General features: G+C 47.4%; 12 protein-coding genes. 10 read left to right on the top strand and 2 right to left on the bottom strand.

What is annotated here, in order from left to right; all coding sequences use genetic code 11:
- Positions 1-232 precede the first annotated feature (232 nt).
- The gene (yiaY, locus tag L5M40_RS13245) at positions 233-1381 is read right to left on the bottom strand and encodes an L-threonine dehydrogenase (protein ID WP_263176707.1); all 1149 of its coding nucleotides are present in this window, start codon (positions 1379-1381) and stop codon (positions 233-235) included.
- A 601-nt stretch (positions 1382-1982) separates the two neighbouring features.
- Between yiaY and betI the strand changes: the two genes are divergently transcribed.
- From betI to L5M40_RS13275, 6 genes are all read left to right on the top strand, one after another.
- Positions 1983-2588 carry a transcriptional regulator BetI gene (gene betI / locus L5M40_RS13250; protein ID WP_263176708.1) on the top strand — a complete coding sequence of 202 codons (606 nt, stop codon included), beginning with the start codon at positions 1983-1985 and terminating at the stop codon, positions 2586-2588.
- Positions 2579-4042 carry a betaine-aldehyde dehydrogenase gene (gene betB, locus L5M40_RS13255; RefSeq protein ID WP_263256752.1) on the top strand — a complete coding sequence of 488 codons (1464 nt, stop codon included), beginning with the start codon at positions 2579-2581 and terminating at the stop codon, positions 4040-4042. Before betI ends, betB begins: the two co-directional genes overlap by 10 nt.
- Positions 4043-4051: 9 nt before the next feature.
- Positions 4052-5737, top strand: coding sequence for a choline dehydrogenase (gene betA, locus L5M40_RS13260; protein ID WP_263176711.1), 1686 nt, complete (start codon positions 4052-4054; stop codon positions 5735-5737).
- A gap of 372 nt (positions 5738-6109) precedes the next feature.
- Positions 6110-7327 (top strand): BCCT family transporter, encoded by a 1218-nt coding sequence (locus L5M40_RS13265; protein WP_263176712.1) that lies wholly within the window; start codon positions 6110-6112, stop codon positions 7325-7327.
- Between the two features lie 14 nt (positions 7328-7341).
- Positions 7342-8046: a TorF family putative porin gene (locus tag L5M40_RS13270; protein WP_263176713.1), complete on the top strand. Its 705-nt coding sequence runs from the start codon at positions 7342-7344 to the stop codon at positions 8044-8046.
- A 102-nt stretch (positions 8047-8148) separates the two neighbouring features.
- Entirely contained in the window at positions 8149-8625 is a 477-nt protein-coding gene (locus tag L5M40_RS13275; protein WP_006080852.1) for a MarR family winged helix-turn-helix transcriptional regulator, read from the top strand.
- Between the two features lie 87 nt (positions 8626-8712).
- Here L5M40_RS13275 and L5M40_RS13280 read toward each other — a convergent pair whose 3' ends face one another.
- A complete protein-coding gene (locus L5M40_RS13280) occupies positions 8713-9342 on the bottom strand; it encodes a peptidylprolyl isomerase (protein ID WP_105249787.1) in 630 nt (209 codons plus the stop codon).
- A gap of 566 nt (positions 9343-9908) precedes the next feature.
- Between L5M40_RS13280 and malQ the strand changes: the two genes are divergently transcribed.
- The 4 genes from malQ (at position 9909) to L5M40_RS13300 (ending at position 19443) form a co-directional block, all read left to right on the top strand.
- Positions 9909-12335 (top strand): 4-alpha-glucanotransferase, encoded by a 2427-nt coding sequence (gene malQ / locus L5M40_RS13285; protein WP_263176717.1) that lies wholly within the window; start codon positions 9909-9911, stop codon positions 12333-12335.
- A 128-nt stretch (positions 12336-12463) separates the two neighbouring features.
- Positions 12464-14698 carry a 1,4-alpha-glucan branching protein GlgB gene (glgB, locus tag L5M40_RS13290; RefSeq protein ID WP_173246015.1) on the top strand — a complete coding sequence of 745 codons (2235 nt, stop codon included), beginning with the start codon at positions 12464-12466 and terminating at the stop codon, positions 14696-14698.
- A 1-nt stretch (position 14699) separates the two neighbouring features.
- The gene (gene glgX, locus L5M40_RS13295) at positions 14700-16916 is read left to right on the top strand and encodes a glycogen debranching protein GlgX (RefSeq protein ID WP_173246012.1); all 2217 of its coding nucleotides are present in this window, start codon (positions 14700-14702) and stop codon (positions 16914-16916) included.
- Positions 16909-19443 (top strand): glycogen/starch/alpha-glucan phosphorylase, encoded by a 2535-nt coding sequence (locus L5M40_RS13300; RefSeq protein ID WP_263256753.1) that lies wholly within the window; start codon positions 16909-16911, stop codon positions 19441-19443. Before glgX ends, L5M40_RS13300 begins: the two co-directional genes overlap by 8 nt.
- Positions 19444-19555 lie beyond the last annotated feature (112 nt).

Below are 19555 nucleotides of genomic sequence, written 5' to 3' on the forward strand. Positions count from 1 at the left end.
TTACTCAATTTTTAAGATAGTAACTTACCTCACCATCTTGTTGATACAGGTGTAAAAAAGGCCCCAATAGTGCAGCAATAATCTGTGCACTATTGGAGCCTAAAACGAATTCATTGGAGGATGAAGTCGTGTTTACGCACTAGCAGGACAATAAGTCGTTATCCAGCAAGTTAGCGCACGATTACAGTGCGATAACTTGCGATTGGTAAGGTATGGCGATTACTGCGCACAATTACAGCGCATTAGTGAAGATCTGACAGATCTCCGCATGGGTCGCTTGTTTTGGATTGGTGAATCCACAGGCATCTTTTAACGCGTTATCTGCAAGTGTTGGAATATCTTCCGCTTTCACGCCTAATAAGGTCAGGTTTTCAGGGATCTTAACCGCAACAGACAGTTTTTTGATTGCCGCTATCGCCGCTCTGGCACCTTGCTCATCTGTCATCGCAGACACATCGACACCCATAGCCTTGGCAATGTCTTTTAAGCGAGCAGGGACGACCTGGGCGTTGTATTCCTGCACATGGGGCAGCAGCAGGGCGTTACACACGCCGTGGGGCAGATCGTAGAAACCGCCTAATTGGTGCGCCATCGCATGCACATAACCTAAGCTGGCATTGTTAAACGCCATACCCGCTAAGAACTGGGCGTAGGCCATTTGTTCACGGGCGTTGATGTCTTGACCGTTTTCAACTGCGTTGACTAAGTTAGCTTGAATCAATTCCATGGCCTTGATCGCACAGGCGTCTGTGATCGGGTTAGCTGCAATAGACACATAGGCTTCAACTGCGTGAGTCAGTGCATCCATACCGGTTGCGGCCGTGAGGCTCGCAGGCTTTTTCAGCATTAACTCAGGGTCGTTGACCGACAGCAAAGGCGTGGTGTGCTTATCGACAATCGCCATTTTAATGTGGCGGGCTTCGTCGGTAATGATACAAAAGCGCGTCATTTCACTGGCAGTACCTGCCGTCGTATTAATGGCCACTAACGGCAACTGTGGTTTTGCGGATTGATCTAACCCTTCGTAATCCTTAATGCTGCCGCCATTGGTGGCAACAAGGGCGATACCCTTGGCGCAATCATGGGGTGATCCGCCGCCGAGTGAAATCACAAAGTCACACTTGTTGGCTTTTAACAGGGCTAAACCCGCTTCGACGTTCGTCACTGTTGGGTTAGGTTGTACACCATCATAGATGGTGGAGGTAATACCATTTTGACCGAGTTTTTCGGCCACTTCACCCACTAAGCCAATCTTGACTAAGGGTTTATCTGTCACTATGAGTGCGTGTTTAAAGCCTAAGGTTTTGATGTCACCGATAGCATCATCCACTGCGCCTTGGCCTAATACGTTGACAGAAGGAATAAAAAATTTAGCAGCCATAAAATCCACCTATTTGCTTGTAAAGATTAAGTTGTGTTCTTTTCTGGTGATCAAGCTACCAATTTGGAGGTAGTGAAAGTGTGAGCTTGATCGAGTTCGGCGCTTATCTGAGGGTAATTTCCCACTAAAGTTGGAACTGGGTAACTAAATTTCGGACTTTTATGACGGGTATTAGTGTTGGCGTACGATATGGTTTTTTTAGCGTTGTTAGCGCCCCTGGTGATGCATCATTTCTGTGCATTTTTCGTTTACTTTTTATCCCACTTTCTTATCCAGAGTTTGACGGCTCAATTGTTAAATCTAACAGAGGTTAAACCTCATGAATACTCTCATTTGTAGCATTAACTCCAATTAATTAGTTTGATATCTAATATTAATTTATGCGTGCTGCTGTGGTTGTGTTAGGGCCGCAAGTCAAAGAAATCTATACATTTATCTTGTTTTTACACATTAATTCTTTTTTACATAACTAACTTGTGAGCTTTGTCACTGTGCTATTTTAGGTTGATAGTTACATCACTAATCATTATCATGATTGTTAATTGAACGTTCAATTAACGTCGTTCAGAGTATTGAGAGAGTGGTTATTCCTTGAGTATTTATGCCTAAAGCCGCAATGAAATTGATACGCAGACAGCAGCTTATCGATGCGACATTAGCATCGGTTGCCTTGCATGGATTGCAGCACACGACTATCAACAGCATTAGTCAGTTGGCGGGGATGTCGTCGGGGATCATCAGTCATTATTTCAGTGGTAAGCAGGGCTTGATCCAAGCGACGCTGCGTCACTTACTCGAGCAGTTAAAGCAGGCGTTGCTCAATCGAATCCAAGGACAAGTGTTGGCGCCAACAGAGCGCTTAATGATGATAGTTGAAGCGAATTTTACCGAGTTACAGCGCTCACGAAATGTCACTCACACTTGGCTGAGTTTTTGGGCACAGGCCGTCCACGATCCCCAGTTAGCCCGTTTGCAGAATATCAATAGTCGCCGCTTATACAGCAACTTACATTTTTCCTTTCGGCACGTGTTGCCCAAAGAGTTTGCCCTGATTGCTGCTAAGCAAACGGCGGCGATGATCGATGGATTTTGGTTACGTAGCGCCTTAAGTGAAACCCCTGAGCAGGATTTTGTTCAGGCCGAAAAATTATGCAAAACCTTTATCCACAATGTGATAAAGCAGCATGGAGTCAATACATGTCAGTAGAAGTACAGTACAACTTTATTGCGGGTCAGTTGCTCGCTAACGACAGCGGCGAAACCTTCGACGTCGTCAATCCTGCCACTGGGCAATTGGCGTACCAAGTGCAAGTGGCCGATGAAAAAATTCAGCAAGCGGCCATCGAGAGCGCCAAAAAAGGCTTTGCGATTTGGTCTGCCATGAGTGCTACCGAACGCAGTCGTATTCTGTTAAACGCGGTCGCATTATTGCGGGCTCGTAATGATGAACTCGCGGCAATCGAAGTGTGCGACACAGGTAAACCTTGGCAAGAAGCCTCAGTGGTTGATGTGGTCACAGGCGCAGATGCTATCGAATTTTTTGCCCATATTGCCCCAGGGCTTGAAGGCGCGCAGCAGCAAGTCGGTGGGGATTTTTATTACACCCGCCGCGAGCCCTTAGGTATTTGTGCTGGCATTGGCGCGTGGAATTATCCATTGCAAATCGCCTGTTGGAAGGCCGCACCTGCCTTAGCTAGCGGCAATGTGATGATTTTTAAACCTTCGGAAGAAACGCCGCTTGGCGCACTGAAATTAGCGCAACTCTTTAGTGAGGCGGGTTTACCTGATGGCGTATTTAACGTCGTGATGGGTGACGGCAAGGTCGGCGCTTGGTTAACGGGACATCCGGATATTGCCAAAGTGTCCTTCACGGGGGAGGTCGGTACCGGTAAAAAAGTCATGGCCGCGGCAGCAAGTTCATTAAAAGACGTCACTATGGAACTCGGTGGTAAATCACCGCTTATCGTATTTGATGATGCCGATATCGATAATGCCGTTTCAGGTGCCATGCTCGGTAACTTCTATACCCAAGGTGAAGTCTGTACCAATGGGACGCGGGTGTTTGTCCATGAGTCAGTTTATCCACGCTTTATCGAAAAACTGCTTATGCGTACTCAAACCAATATTGTGGTGGGCGATCCTATGGCGCCAGAGACTAACTTTGGCGCCTTGATCTCCAAAGATCACCAGCAAAAAGTACTCGATTATATTCAGCAAGGTATCGATGACGGCGCAACTCTGCTCACCGGTGGCACAGCATTAACGCCTGATAATGCCCCCAATGGTTACTTTGTTGCCCCGACGATTTTCACCCATTGCACCGACGAGATGCGCATCTGTAAAGAAGAAATCTTTGGCCCTGTGATGTCGGTACTCACCTTTAAAGATGAAGCCGAAGTGATTGCTCGGGCAAACAATACCGCCATGGGTTTGGCCGCTGGGGTGTTTACCCAAGATATCAGCCGTGCTCATAGGGTCATTCATCAGTTACAGGCGGGTATTTGTTGGATCAATGCTTATGGTGCATCGCCAGCCGAAATGCCTGTGGGTGGCTATAAATTGTCGGGTATTGGCCGTGAAAACGGTAGCGAGACACTCAAGCATTACACCCAAGTCAAAGCCGTTTACGTGGGTCTACAGCCCTTAGAAAGCCCATTTTAAGGAGGCATTTTGGTCCATTCACTCCAGCAAAAATATTATAACTACATCATAGTCGGCGCAGGCTCAGCGGGTTGTGTGCTCGCCAATCGCTTGTCAAAGGATCCTAAAAACGAAGTACTGTTATTAGAAACCGGTGGCAGCGATAAGAGCATCTTTATTCAGATGCCGACAGCGTTATCAATTCCGATGAACAGCCCTAAATATGCTTGGCAGTTTGAAACTGAGCCTGAGCCATATTTAGATAATCGCAAGATGCATTGTCCTCGGGGTAAGGTGCTTGGCGGTTCATCGTCGATCAACGGCATGGTGTATGTCCGTGGTCATGCCAGGGACTTTGATGAGTGGCAGGCGCAAGGGGCGACCGATTGGGATTATAGCCACTGCTTACCGTACTTTAAGAAGGCGGAAACCTGGGCCTTTGGTGGTGATGAGTATCGCGGTGAGTCTGGGCCGTTAGGCGTGAATAACGGCAATCAAATGCAAAACCCCTTGTACCAAGCCTTTGTGGATGCGGGCATTGCGGCGGGGTATTTATCGACCGCCGATTATAATGCGGCGCAGCAAGAAGGTTTTGGCCCTATGCATATGACGGTCAAAAAAGGCGTACGCTGGTCGACCGCCAATGCCTATTTACGCCCAGCGATGGCTAGACGTAACCTCACGGTTGTGACCCACGCTTTAGTGCATAAAGTGTTATTGGAAGGACAAACGGCTGTTGGCGTTCGCATTGAACACAAAGGTAAAGTTGAAGATATTCGTTGTAACAAAGACGTGATTTTAGCTGCTGGCTCAATAGGTTCGCCGCATTTACTGCAATTATCAGGCATTGGCGATCCCCAAGTATTGGCCGATGCAGGGGTCGAGTTACAACATGAGTTGCCCGGTGTTGGTCAGAATTTACAGGATCATTTAGAGTTTTATTTCCAATTCAAATGCCTTAAACCGATTTCACTCAATGGCAAGTTAGATCCTTTCAGCAAGTTCTTAATCGGTGCTCGGTGGATTTTAGATAGATCCGGTTTAGGGGCTACGAATCACTTCGAGTCCTGTGGTTTTATTCGCTCAAAAGCGGGTCTGGAATGGCCAGATTTACAGTACCACTTTTTACCTGCGGCTATGCGTTACGATGGCAAAGAAGCCTTTGCGGGTCATGGGTTTCAGGTGCATGTGGGCCATAACAAGCCTAAAAGTCGTGGTGCCGTGACCTTAGTGTCGGCAGATCCAAAAGTGCCGCCCAAAATTCAGTTCAATTATTTACAGCATCCCGATGATATTGAAGGCTTTAGGGCCTGCGTGCGTTTGACTCGTGAGATCATCAATCAGGCACCATTCGATGAGTATCGCGGTGAGGAAATTCAACCCAGCATACAAGTGCAAACCGATGCACAAATCGATGCCTTTGTGCGCCAATCGGTTGAGAGTGCTTATCATCCTTCTTGCTCGTGCAAGATGGGCACAGATGCGATGGCGGTGGTGGATCCTGAAACCCGCGTGCACGGCTTGCAGAATTTACGGGTGGTGGATTCTTCTATTTTCCCGACTATCCTGAACGGCAATTTGAACGCGCCGACCATCATGTTGGCCGAGCGCGCCGCGGATATGATTTTAGAGGCTGAGATGTTAGTGCCAGCAGATTCCGCCGTTGTGGTTGCCGACGCTTGGCAAACCACACAAAGAAGTACTGCGACAAGTTAAAGCCATAAGTTAACAACACGCCTGCTCAGTCCGTCGTATCGACGGACTGGCGGCTTCAATTTTGAAGTGACTCATTAATTGATGGCTCAAAACTCATTAATTGATTACTCAAAAGGGTCATGATTCATTTTATCTAAAGGGTCGGTCAGCCCGCAGTGAGTGTGCAAATGACCGCTTTCACGACTGATCATCTATCAGGGTTTAACTATCGCGGAGTGTTTTTAAGTAGCGATATTTAAGGCTTGAGGGCAGAACGTTGCCTTTAAAAATGGTTCAGTTTTTATTATTAAATAAAAACATGGAGTTACATTTTATGGGTTTATATCCAGATGCCGACTTATACCCAGTATCGACTGGGACTGAGTGCTCATTATGACTTGGTTATTATCCGCAGGGATACTGTTCACTTTTACCGCGATTGCGTTTGTGATTTACCGTTGGGGCAATATTCGTTGTATCGGCGTGACGCCTGTGCGTACTTTTACCTTTATCGCGATTCTGTTTACCTCAGGCCTTGATGTTGGCTTGATCATGTTTCCGCTCACCGAGTTTGCGGGTTACGCCAATGTGGCGGCGAGTCCTGAATACGGCTTTAGTAATCCACTGGCGATTGAGTTTGGCTTCTGGGCCTTCTTGATTTGGAGCTTCTACTTTTTAACCTGTTTCTATTTTTGTGTCATCGAGCCTAGGGTGAAGTTTTTTGATATTCCTTGGGTTAAGTTCATTAATAATATCGTGATTATTGGCACCTGCGCCTTTACTGCCTATTTGCTATTGAGCAATTTACCTTGGTATTTACCCGAATTAGGTGATGGCGAAACTATAGTCGGTAGCTTCTATTTAATCGTATTTATGGTGATCGCCGCGGCTGTGTATTCCAGCACTAGCATACGTTATGTGCGTATCTTGAGTCTGGCGAGCACTTGGTTATTTTTAGGCTTGATTGCCATCATGTGGGCCAGTGCATTTTTATCGGCTGACTCGAGTGTGGGCGAGTTCTTTACGACCTTTGCCATGCTGGGTGACTACTTCGGCAATATTCAACATTTTGTGTTACCCATCAATGACTACCATGAGTTTTATCTGTTCTGGTGGTTTGCATGGAGCATTATGATAGGCCAATTTACCTCGCGCTTTGTCGGTGGCATGAAAACCTATCAAGTGCTGTTGGCCATGATGGTGTTTCCGTCTATCCCCATCGCGATTTGGTTCACCGTACTTTATTACTACAGCGCCAATGGCTTAGATACTTCGGGCTTCTATAATCTGGCGATGGTGATCGTGGGAATTACCTTTGTAATCAATTCCCTCGACTCACTGGTGCGCCTGTATACCGATAATCTTAATTTGACCATTGAGCGGTTAGGCAAGTTTCAATATGTCAGTTTTAACTTAGTCTTGCTCTGCAGTCTGACATTACTGTTTCAATTAGACTTTCTTCAAATTCAATGGGTTGGTGCAATCGCACTGGGCCTGATCTTTAGCTGTTTTGGTTACATCATGATGACGCAATTGCAAACTGTTCGTGCCATTGAGCGCTCGCCAAAAGAGAACAAAATCGACTTTACTAAAATTGAGCTAGCTAACTAATGGAAAAATTAATAATGAAATCAAAATGTTTTTATCTTGTCGCCAGTGGATTGTTATTGATGTCAACAGCGGCCAATGCCGGATTATCGGCCACTGTGACGGCAACTTCGGATTACACTTTTAACGGTGTCAGCCAAACGGACAGCGGCCCAGCACTGCAAGGCAGTCTGGATTACGGGTTTGATTCGGGATGGTATGTGGGTGGCTTTACGTCGAACGTCGACTTTGGGGGAAACGACAGCACTTGGTTGGAACTCGATGCCTATGCGGGTAAGTTTTATCAGCTCAATGAGCAACTGAGTTTCGATGTCGGACTGGCTTATTACACTTACCACGGCGAGTCGTTTTCCGATGAATACAACTATCCTGAGCTGTATAGCAAGTTAGGATATGATAGTTCACTGGGTCACTCTGAAGCTAAGTTAACCTACACATGGGATTACTTTGGTTTGGGTGGTGAGCATTACACTATGTTGCTTGGCCATACTGTTAGTGTCGCTGAAGGACATGATATTCGCTTTAGTGTCGATCGCTCGACATCACTCGATGAAGATAAATGGTCATGGGATGGTGGCAAATCCTTTAATCATTTCCGTATCGCCTATCTGACCAGCTGGAGTGGCTTTGATTTCAGTCTTGCCGCTGAAGATACTAGCATGAACTTAGATACCAGCGACGAGCGTCTAGTGTTGTCGGTATCACGTCAATTCATGTTGTAATCTAAGGGACTTTTACCATAAAAGTGCCTCCCGTGGGTGAGTTCAGTCGCGCTTTCTGGTAAGGTGCACTCGTTGCTTAGAATGGGGAGAATGAAAAGAACGATGGAAAAGTACGAACAACTGCTTATTTCGCTGCGCCGAGTGATACGCGCTATCGACATTCATTCTCGCCAGCTGAACAAACACTCAGGTTTAACTGGGCCGCAATTGATGGTGATGCAGAAAATCGCCCAATTGGATGCGCCATTGGCTAAAACCGTGGCGGAAGAAATTACGCTGAGCCCTGCAACTGTGACGACCATTATCGATCGACTCGAGGGCCGTGGTTTAGTGATCCGTCTGCGCAGTGAGACTGACAAACGTAAGGTGCATTTATACCTTAGCGATGCGGGCCGAGCGCTGTTACAGGACTCACCTAAACCGCTACAGGATCATTTTATTAAGCGTTATCAGAATCTTGAAGAATGGGAGCAGAGTCAATTGCTCTCAGCCGTTGAGCGTATAGCGACTATGATGGACGCCGATAAAATTGATGCGGCGCCTATGCTCTTGGTGGGGAAGATCCAAGGGGATGAGTAAGTTTCGTTTTTCAACGACTAAAGTTATAAGATAAAAAAAGCACTGAATTCTCAGTGCTTTTTTGCTTTTAGCCGATTAAGCGTTAGATCAGACAGCAGGGCAGCTTGTTTCTGTTACTGAATTGATGAGGATCTCTTGTACTGGTGTGTCTTGGAAGCCTTCGATATTTTTTGTTGGGACTATGCTGATTTGATCTACCACCTCTATGCCGTCAACCACTTTGCCAAATACTGCATAACCATAACTACTCGCTGACGCGTCTAGATGTGGATTATCTAATACATTGATAAAGAACTGAGAGGCAGCGGTATCAGGTGCATTTGCTCTTGCCATCGCAATAGTGCCACGTTTGTTGCTAATACCGACTGCGGCTTCATTCTTGATTGAGGCACTGGTCGGTTTGCTTTTGAGACCAGTGGTAAAACCGCCGCCTTGGATCATAAAGTTATTGATGGTTCTATGGAATAAGGTGCCGTTATAGAAAGACTTATCAACATACTGCTTAAAGTTTTTACCTGTGATTGGCATGTTAGTTAAGTCAATGGCAAGTGTGATATCGCCTTTCGTCGTTTTCATTAAATAACACACATCCGCAGCTAAGGCTGGCGGCGTGGGATCGGGCGTCGGTGGCGTCGGCGTTAAATCACCATCTGTACTTCCTTCACAACCCGTCAAGGCAATGCAGCCGACAAATAGTAATCCTGATAACTTCTTCATTTCATATCCTTATTCTCAATCATCATTGGGGTGTTTTTGCTTTAGCATTCCATGGGCTTGAGCCACTGGCGTATATGCGAGGGCATATCAGGTTCCATGAATTTAATGTTGTTATTATGTTTCTATGCTGTAGCGAGACGAGATGTTGACAGAGGAGAGATAGGCTGTTCAAGTTATAAAACGCAATTGATACAAAGTGTTGCACTGATATCTGTGGTTAATATGCCACCTGACGTATTTGTTAGTATTAGTCTGAACGCAATGACATAAAAATGACTTACGCTTGTCATGTTATTTCTATCCCTTTGCTCTTCACTTATTGCATGCTTTAGGAGCCATGCTTGCCCTCTTGCTGAACGCATGCCCCAATTTAGTGCATTCCACTCTTTATATCCTGATAGCTACTGAGCGCCAACTTAACTGAGTGCTTCTAGTAAGTTACTGATTTTTTGAAAATGTTTTTTGTTATTTCTCTGAAATATTTATGTCATCTTCTTGTTACTTTTCGTTGGCATGGTTACTGTATATCTAAAGCTATGGATGAGCGGTCGCGGGGGCGACAAAATATGGGGCTGGAAAAGTTGCTGTATTTGCGGGGAGTTGGAGCAGAATTTACTGATTGTTTTGGCCAAAATATCCATATTTCCGAGGTAGACAGGCAAGGTATCTTGACCTGTATGTTACAGGAAAAAAACAGCGTGGCAGGGACTGCCATTGATGCTCCTGCTACAGAAGCGTTATCGAGTGATGCTGGGCTGACCTGTGTCGATGCGGTATTGACCGAAGCACTGATCGCGTCGCAAATTGATCTACTGGATGCCCGTCCTTGGACTCAGGTGCTACCTGAATTCCATTGGTGTTTTGTGGATGAACCTTGGATAAGCCTTTGTTTACCGGAAACCTATACCTCAGATCTGAGTGTGGCGATTGAATGCGAACAGGGTGAGTCCATCGTATTCGATGTGCCTTTCTCGGCGCTTAAGTCCATTGGCGATTACCGCATTGAACAAACGCTTTATCTACACTATCGCCTTGATCTTACGCAACTGGGATTCGCACGCCTCGATTTAGCAGAGGCCAAGACCCAAGCTTTCCCTGACAACTTAATGCCCGCCGAGACTGAAGCGGTGAATTTAGCGTCCTATTTCCTGAGCAGCCAAGAGTTCACTAACAACCCTGCATTCACAAAAAACCAAGACTCATTTGTGCAAGTAGCAGACAAAAATGCGAGTGATTTCTCTGTGTTAGGTTTGGGCTTTCATCGTATAGCCTTAAGCTTAAAACATGCCCTATCGACAAGTACACAAGCGCCAAGCTCTGCGCTAGAGGGCTGTGTGACGGCAGAGGCTGATACTCGTACTTTGTTCTCTGGCACCTTAATGGTGGCGCCGCGGGCCGCTTACCAAGGCGTACTCACGGCTGTTGCCCAAGGTAAACGCCATAAACCTTGGGGGATTAGCGTCCAACTCTACAGTTTGCGCAGCGAGAGCCAATGGGGCATTGGCGACTTTGGTGATTTAGAACAACTGATCGGGCTGGTGGCGGCGCAAGGCGCGGATTTTATTCAACTCAATCCCTTGCATGCCCTCGATATCGCAGCGCCAGAGCATCCGAGTCCCTATAGTCCGTGCGATCGCCGCAGACTTAATCCTCTTTATATTCAATTACAAAGCGTTCCTGAATATCAAGCTCTTGCCACTGAATTTTCAAGCGCTACTTGGGTAGAGGCTATCGCCTTACTGAATCGTGATAATTGGCTCGATTATCCAAAGGTCAGTGAGCTGAAATACCGTGCCTTTGAGCAGTTATATCGCGTTTTTTGTGATACGCATCTGGCGAACGACACGCCCAGAGCGCAAAGATTCCATGAGTTTGTACGTGAGCAGGGCAGTGCACTACAAGAGTTTGCTCAAGCGGAATATTTACGTAGTCCTAAAGCGTTTGTGCAAGAGGAAGGTTTCTATCTTTACCTGCAATTTGTTGCTGAAAAGCAGTTACACCTCTGTCAGCTAAAAGCTAAAGAGGTGGGGATGGGGTTGGGATTGATCCGTGATTTGGCCGTTGGTGCAGCGCTGCAAGGCAGTGAAGTGCAGGCCAATGCCGAGCAGTTTTGTTTGAATGCCAGCATAGGTGCACCGCCCGATCCCTTTGCACCCCAAGGACAAAATTGGGGCTTAACGCCACTCGATCCTGTGAAGTTAAAACAACATCATTTCAGTCATTTTATCGCCTTGATCCGCGCCAATATGGAAAGCTGTGGTGCCTTGCGTATCGATCATGTGATGGGCTTACTGCGACTCTGGTGGTGGCCGCTGGATAAGCAACTCGGTCACGGTGCCTATGTTTATTATCCCGTCGAAACCTTGCTTGCCATCGTTTGCCTTGAGAGCCAACGTGCTCGCTGTGTGGTGATTGGCGAAGATTTAGGACTGGTGCCACCTGACATTATTCATCGTCTCTACACTTCTGGCATTTATTCCAACGAGTTGTTCTATTTCTGCAAAGACCATCAAGGCTTTAAATCACCGGATCAATATAAGTCCCAAAGCTTAATGATGCTGGCGAATCACGATGTGCCGACTTTAGTCGCTTGGTGGTGTGGCAGTGATTTACACCTGCGTCGGCAGTTATCCCTGTTTGAAACTGACGAGCAGCTAGGTGAGGCGCTTGCTGGGCGTGAACATGAAAAGCAGCAACTCATTTCACTGTTAGTCGCTCAAGGTCTTTTAGCCGATGTGACGATAGCCGAACTCGATATTCAAACCTTACTCACGGCTTGGATGACCTTAGGAGCTCGCGGCAATAGTGCGCTATACAGCGTGCAACTGTGCGATTTATTAGCCGATCGCCATGCGGTGAATATTCCCGGTACTTGGCTCGAATATCCAAATTGGCAGCGTCGCCTGCCGCTGAATTTAACGCAAGTGTCGACTTCGCCAGAGATACTGCAGCGATTACAAAATATCGCTGTGGCGAGACAGCTACCGAGCTAAATCTAGCACCAGCGAAAGGCTGCCTAAGTCGCACCACATTATGCCATCCCTAAAGATGAGATTATTAGGGGGGATGTGGGTAAAGAGTGCCAATTTGCAAGTTTAATTGACTGATAAACGGAAGAAAAATGATGACTCAAGCCAATGCCTATTTCTACGATGGTGCCGACGTCGCCCTACTTAATGGTCAATACACTGATGTTTTTTCGCTCTTGGGTATGCACAGTGCCAACGAGGGGAAGGCATTAATTGTTCGTTGTTTTTTACGCAATGCCCTCAGTGTAGATGTGATCAGCATTAAAGATGGCCGCAAAGTAGCGAGTCTGGACAAAGTCAACGAGCAGGGACTGTTCGCCGGCACTCTGGGACGACGCGTCAAGCCGTTTCTCTACTTGCTACGGGTGGAATATCCCCTGTGTCAGTTAGATATAGTCGACCCTTATCAGTTTGATTCCCTGCTCAATAGTGACGATATTTACCTGTTTGGTGAAGGCAGCGCCGAGCGCGCCTATGAATTTTTGGGGGCCAACTGGCGTCAAACCCAAGGCGTCGAAGGTGTGCATTTTTGTGTGTGGGCACCCAATGCTAAGCGGGTTTCAGTGGTGGGAGATTTTAACCATTGGGACGATACTCGCCATGTGATGCGCCAACATATTGCCAATGGTTTATGGGAGCTATTTTTACCCAATGTGGCTGAAGGTGCACACTATAAGTTTGATTTGGTTTATCAAAATGGTGAGCGCCATACTAAATCCGATCCTATGGCAACCCAAATGGAATGCGCGCCCCACAATGCTTCTATCGTGCCCCAAAAAGCTCACCATAGCTGGAATGATACCGCTTGGATGAGTAAGCGAGCGGCGACTGCTTGGCATAAAGCGCCCATGTCGGCCTACGAAGTGCACTTAGGTTCGTGGCGTCGTAAGGGAGAGCAAGGCGAGCAATATCTTGATTATCAAGACTTGATTGAACAGCTTATTCCCTATGTGAAGGAGCAAGGCTTTACCCACATCGAACTGATGCCGATCAGCGAGTTTCCCTTTGATGGTTCGTGGGGATATCAGCCTGTGGGTCTCTATGCGCCGACCCACAGATTTGGCGATGCCAATGGGTTAAAGGCCTTTGTGGATGCCTGCCATCAGGCGGGGCTTGGTATTATCCTCGATTGGGTGTCGGCGCATTTCCCTAAGGATCCCCACGGCTTAGTGCGTTTCGATGGCACTTGTCTGTATGAGCATGAAGATCCTCGCAAGGGTACACATCCCGATTGGGATACCCTAATTTATAACTATGATCGCGGTGAAGTGCGCAGCTTCTTGTTGAGTAATGCTTGTTATTGGCTGCGGGAGTTTCATTTTGATGGCCTGCGTCTCGATGCCGTGTCTTCTATGTTGTATCTCGATTACAGCCGCGAGCCGGGCCAATGGCTGCCTAATGCCTATGGTGGACGGGAGAATCTCGAGGCCATCAGTTTCTTACAAATTTTGAATCAACGCTTGTACCAAGCTTTCCCCGGCATTTGCATGATTGCCGAAGAGTCCACCGCCTTTGCGGGGGTGACTAAGCCGACGGATCAGCAAGGTCTCGGCTTTGGCTTTAAATGGAATATGGGCTGGATGAACGACAGCTTAAGCTACTTAGGCCGTGATCCGCTTTACCGCCAATTCCACCATCATCAATTGACCTTCAGTTTGATGTACGCTTATACCGAGCAATTTATGTTGTCCGTGAGTCACGATGAAGTGGTCCACGGCAAGGGCTCGTTGCTGCATAAAATTCCCGGTGATGATTGGCAGAAATTTGCAACTCTGCGTGCTTATTATGGTTTTATGTGGGGGCATCCAGGTAAGAAATTACTCTTTATGGGCTGCGAGTTTGGTCAGCGAAATGAGTGGAACCATAACCAGAGTTTAGATTGGCACTTATTGGCTTACGAGCCGCACCAAGGCGTCCAGCGTTGGCTTAAAGATCTCAATCACTTATATCAAAAAATGCCAGCCTTATCGGTTCAGGATTACGAGGGCGCAGGATTTAGTTGGCTAGATTGTGAGAATAGCCGCGACAGCATCTTTACCTTTGTGCGTTACGGTTTAGCAGGTGATGCGCCGTTAGTGTTTGTCATCAACATGACGCCTCAATTGCACACTGGGTTCCGTATTGGTTTGCCTTTGGCGGGGGATTACCGCGAATATCTTAATAGCGATAGCCAGATTTATGGTGGCAGTAATCAAGGTAATGCGGGCACTGTGGTTGCTGAGCCGCTGTCGTGGCAAGGAATGGCGCAGAGCGCGCTGATCACTGTGCCACCCTTGGGTTGCCTAGTGATAGGGCCTGCGTTAACCGGATTGGCTGAGGCGAACTAGCATGCAAAAGCCCACGGCTGATGATATTAAGCTCAACCCTGACGCTAAAAAACACCCATTTCAAAGCGAAAAATGGGCGTTAGGGGTAGGTGAGCCTTTTCCGCTCGGTGCTAATGTTGAGGGCGATGGCGTCAATTTTGCGTTATTTTCAGCTAACGCCACAGCGGTTGAGTTATGTTTATTTGATGACAATGGCGAGCAAGAAGTCGCGCGTATTGCGTTAACTGAACAAACCCAGCAAATCTGGCATGTGTTTGTGCAAGGGCTTAAGGCGGGGCAACTCTACGGTTATCGCGTTTATGGCTCCTATGAGCCTCAGCTTGGTCACAGATTTAACCCCAATAAATTATTGCTCGACCCCTATGCGCGCCAGCTCGTCGGTGAATATTGCGACCATGAGTCTAACTATGGTTACGAGCTGAACCACATGGATGAAGACTTATCTTTCAGCAAGTTAGATAACGCTGCCTATGTGCCAAAATGCAAGGTCGTGGACATTCGTCCATTAATCGAGATAGCTGCCAAGCAGTCGATTCAGCCCCTTGCGACGAGGTTTCAGCCCAAACCTCTAGAGCGCAGTATCATTTATGAGATGCATGTTAAAGGCTTTACGGCGGTGCATCCTGAGATTGAACCCCATAAACGTGCCACCTTTGCGGGCTTAGCGACTCAGCCGGCTATCGATTATTTGGCCGAACTTGGGGTGACGTGTGTCGAGTTACTTCCTGTACAGGCCTTTTTCACTGAGCCATTTTTGCTCGAGAAAAAGCTCACTAACTATTGGGGTTACAACAGTATCGGTTTTTTTGCTCCTGAGCCGAGTTATCTATCATCCGACAACATTGGTGAGTTTCGGGCCATGGTGGATGCACTTCACGGCGCAGGTATCGAAGTGATCCTCGATGTGGTCTATAACCACAGCGCCGAGGGGAGTCGACTTGGGCCGACCTTTAGTTTTCGTGGCATAGATAATCTCAGTTATTACCGTCTGCATCCGAATGATAAGCGTTTTTATATTAATGATACGGGTTGCGGAAACACCTTAAATATCAATCATCCACGCATGTTACAGCTCGTACTAGATTCGCTGCGTTATTGGGTAGAAATCATGGGCGTCGATGGGTTTCGCTTCGACTTGGCGGCTTGCTTAGGTCGCGAAGCCTATGGTTTTGATCCCGGCTCAGGTTTCTTCGATGCGCTGTTGCAAGACCCTGTTTTGTGCCGAGTGAAATTAATTGCTGAGCCTTGGGATATTGGCCCTGGCGGTTATCAATTGGGCAATTTCCCCGTGGCTTTTAGTGAATGGAACGACAGATATAGAGACACTATGCGCCGCTTTTGGCGCGGCGATCACAGCATGTTGCCCGAATTTGCTCGGCGTTTTCACGGCTCGGGGGATTTTTTTGAGCACAGTGGCCGTCCACCTGCGACCAGTCTTAATTTTTTAACCAGTCACGACGGTTTTACCCTTAAAGACTTAGTGAGTTATACCCAGCGCCATAACTTGGCAAATGGGGAGGATAACCGCGATGGTCACCAAGAAAACTTCAGCCATCATTATGGGATTGAAGGGGAAACCGAAGATAGCTCAATTCTAGAACTTCGCAGTCGTCAACAACGTAACTTATTGACTACGCTATTTTTATCTCAAGGTGTGCCTATGTTGTTGAGCGGTGATGAGACAGGCCGCACTCAGCAAGGCAACAATAATGCCTATTGCCAAGACAATGAACTGAACTGGTTTGATTGGTCGGCAAAGGGCATGGACACTGAGCTGTTGGCCTTTACTCAACAGCTTATTGCCCTGCGGAAACGTTTCCCGCTGTTATGTGCTAAGCGCTTCATTCACGAACAGTTATTGGCTGAATCCTTAGCCGATATTGGTACTCGATTAGATTGGTTTAGTCGCCAAGGTGAACAAATGACCAAGAGCTTGTGGACCGAATCTATGTGCCGCAGTTTGTCTGTGGTGCTTTCCGGTGATTTAGAAGATCAAGGCAAGCAGCAAGCTTTGCTGTTGATGGTTAATGCCGACGACAATCCTCTCGCTTTTACCCTGCCGACTTTCGAGCACTTGAGTCCGTGGCAATGCCTTATTCATACCCAAACTGAGCCGCTGGATGTTCAGATCTCTGCGACGCGATACTTACTGCAAGATCGTAGTCTCATGCTTTTTCATGCTGATTTTATAGGAAATGAAGGAATTAACTATGAGTGACAAAAGCGAGCTGAGCCCCAATACCAGCGAAAAACCAGTAACACTAGCTCAGTCAAAAGCAGCGAGCAAGAAGGCGCCCGCTAAGCGTCAGACTAAGTCTAAAGCCGCTGAGCCTTGTGAACCCTGCGATGCTTTGCCCGCTTCCTTTGAGCGCCATTTACGTTATGGACTCAGCCGTGGCGAAGGCGTGAGCTGCGAATTATTTCAAGCGTTAGCTTACAGCGTGAAAGAACAGATGCTAGATAATTGGCGTCAGACTCGAGTGGATGACAGCCATTTTAAGCGCAAGCAAGTGGCGTATTTATCCCTTGAATTTTTGATGGGCCGTGCACTAGGTAATGCACTACTGAGTTTAGATTTGCAACAAGATAGCCGTGATGCCTTGAGCAACTATGCGGTATCGTTAGAAGAGTTAGAAGAGGCCGAACATGATGCCGGTTTAGGCAACGGCGGCCTAGGTCGATTAGCCGCGTGTTTCCTCGATAGCTGCGCCAGCATGGACTTATCAGTGACAGGCTATGGCATACGTTACGAATATGGCATGTTCGCCCAGAAGATAGTCGACGGTTACCAAGTTGAACGCCCTGACCGTTGGTTGCGCGAAGGCAATCCGTGGGAAGTGCGTGTCCCTACCCACAACGTGATTGTGCCTTTTTTTGGCCACACTGAATCCTATGTCGATAAACAAGGCCGTCGGCACATTATTTGGGTTGAAACCCAAGATGTGCTCGCCGTCGCCTATGACATGCCAGTTCCTGGTTATCGCAATGGCCGAGTAAATACCTTGAGATTGTGGAAGGCTGAAGCGACCGATGATTTTGATTTAGCTGAGTTTAACCAAGGCGACTACACGGAAGCCGTGGCCCGTAAAAACTTGGCCGAGCAGATCACTATGGTGCTCTATCCTAATGATGCGAGCGAGAACGGCAAAGAGCTGCGATTACGTCAGCAATACTTTTTATCCTCCGCTAGCTTGCAGGATTTACTCAAACGTTGGGTGAGTCGTCATGGTCATGATTTTACGCAGTTTGCCGCTAAAAATGTCATGCAGTTGAATGACACTCACCCTAGCATTGCCGTGCCTGAGTTGATGCGATTATTGATCGACGAATACGGTTTGGAATGGGACAGTGCGTGGGCGATTACCAGCCAGACCATGGCTTACACTAACCATACCCTGTTGCCTGAAGCACTAGAGCGTTGGCCCGTGCGTATGATGGCACAAATGTTGCCACGCATCTTAGAAATCATTTATGAAATCAACGCCCGTTACTTAGATATTGTCGCCCACCATTGGCCTGGAAATAGTGAGAAATTGGCGAGTATGTCAATTATTCAAGATGGCCCACATCCCTATGTACGTATGGCGTATTTGGCGATTGTGGCGAGTTTCTCGGTCAACGGTGTCGCGGGTTTACATACGCAACTACTCAAATCTGGGTTGTTTAAGGATTTCTATGAGTTGTGGCCGCATAAGTTTAATAACCGCACTAATGGTGTGACGCCAAGACGTTGGCTTGCCCATTGTAACCCTGCCTTAGCTAAGTTACTGACCGCCCATTTAGGTCAAGAATGGGTGACAGACTTAAGCCAGTTAACGGCGCTCAATGCTCTCACACAGGACAATGCGTTTATCCAAAAATGGCGTGATGTGAAGCAAGCCAACAAGGCTTTGCTGGCTAAGATGATTGTTAAGGAATGTGGGGTTGAGTTCGATCCGGCTATGCTGTTTGACGTGCAAGTGAAGCGTATTCACGAATATAAACGTCAGTTACTCAATATCTTGCATGTGATCCATCTCTATCACCAGATCCAGCAAGGCCACACCGAAAACATGGTGCCACGTTGTGTATTGATCGGCGGTAAAGCGGCGCCCGGTTACTTTATGGCTAAGTTGATCATCAAGCTCGCCAGCAATGTTGCTCATATGGTCAATTCCGATCCTATGGTGACGCCTTACCTACGCTTTGCTTTCTTACCAAACTACAACGTCAGCGCCATGGAAAAAATCTGTCCGGGGACTGATTTGTCCGAGCAAATTTCAACCGCGGGCAAAGAGGCATCGGGCACGGGCAATATGAAGTTCATGATGAACGGCGCCCTGACAATCGGCACTATGGATGGCGCCAATATCGAGATGTTAGAGGAAGTGGGCTCTGAGAACTTCTTCCTGTTTGGACTCAATGCGGAGCAGGTCTCGCAGGTACGTAACCATTATCATCCGCGCAGCATTATTGACGATTCACCGGCGTTATCTGAGGTGATGAAGTTACTCAAAAGTGGTCACTTCAATCTGCTTGAGCCGGGGATTTTCGATCCCATTATTGCCGCCATCGAAAGCAGCGACGATCAATGGATGACGGCCGCCGACTTTGACAGTTACCGAGTCGTGCAAGAAGCCGTGGCGCGGGCCTATAAAGATCCGCAGGTGTGGACGCAGATGAGTATTCGCAATACCGCCGCCAGTGGACGTTTTTCGAGTGATGTGACGATCGCGGGTTATCGCGATGAAATTTGGAAACTGTAAGGGCTGGGCTCTGGGTTATAAGTCTTGTTATAGCGGTTGAGTATAAGTGTTTGAAAGGATTAAAGTAATCAATGGAAGGAATGGGGGATGCAAGTGAGAAATACTCAGGGGA

This window comes from Shewanella sp. SM68 (assembly GCF_025653925.1).
Classification (GTDB): domain Bacteria; phylum Pseudomonadota; class Gammaproteobacteria; order Enterobacterales; family Shewanellaceae; genus Shewanella; species Shewanella oncorhynchi.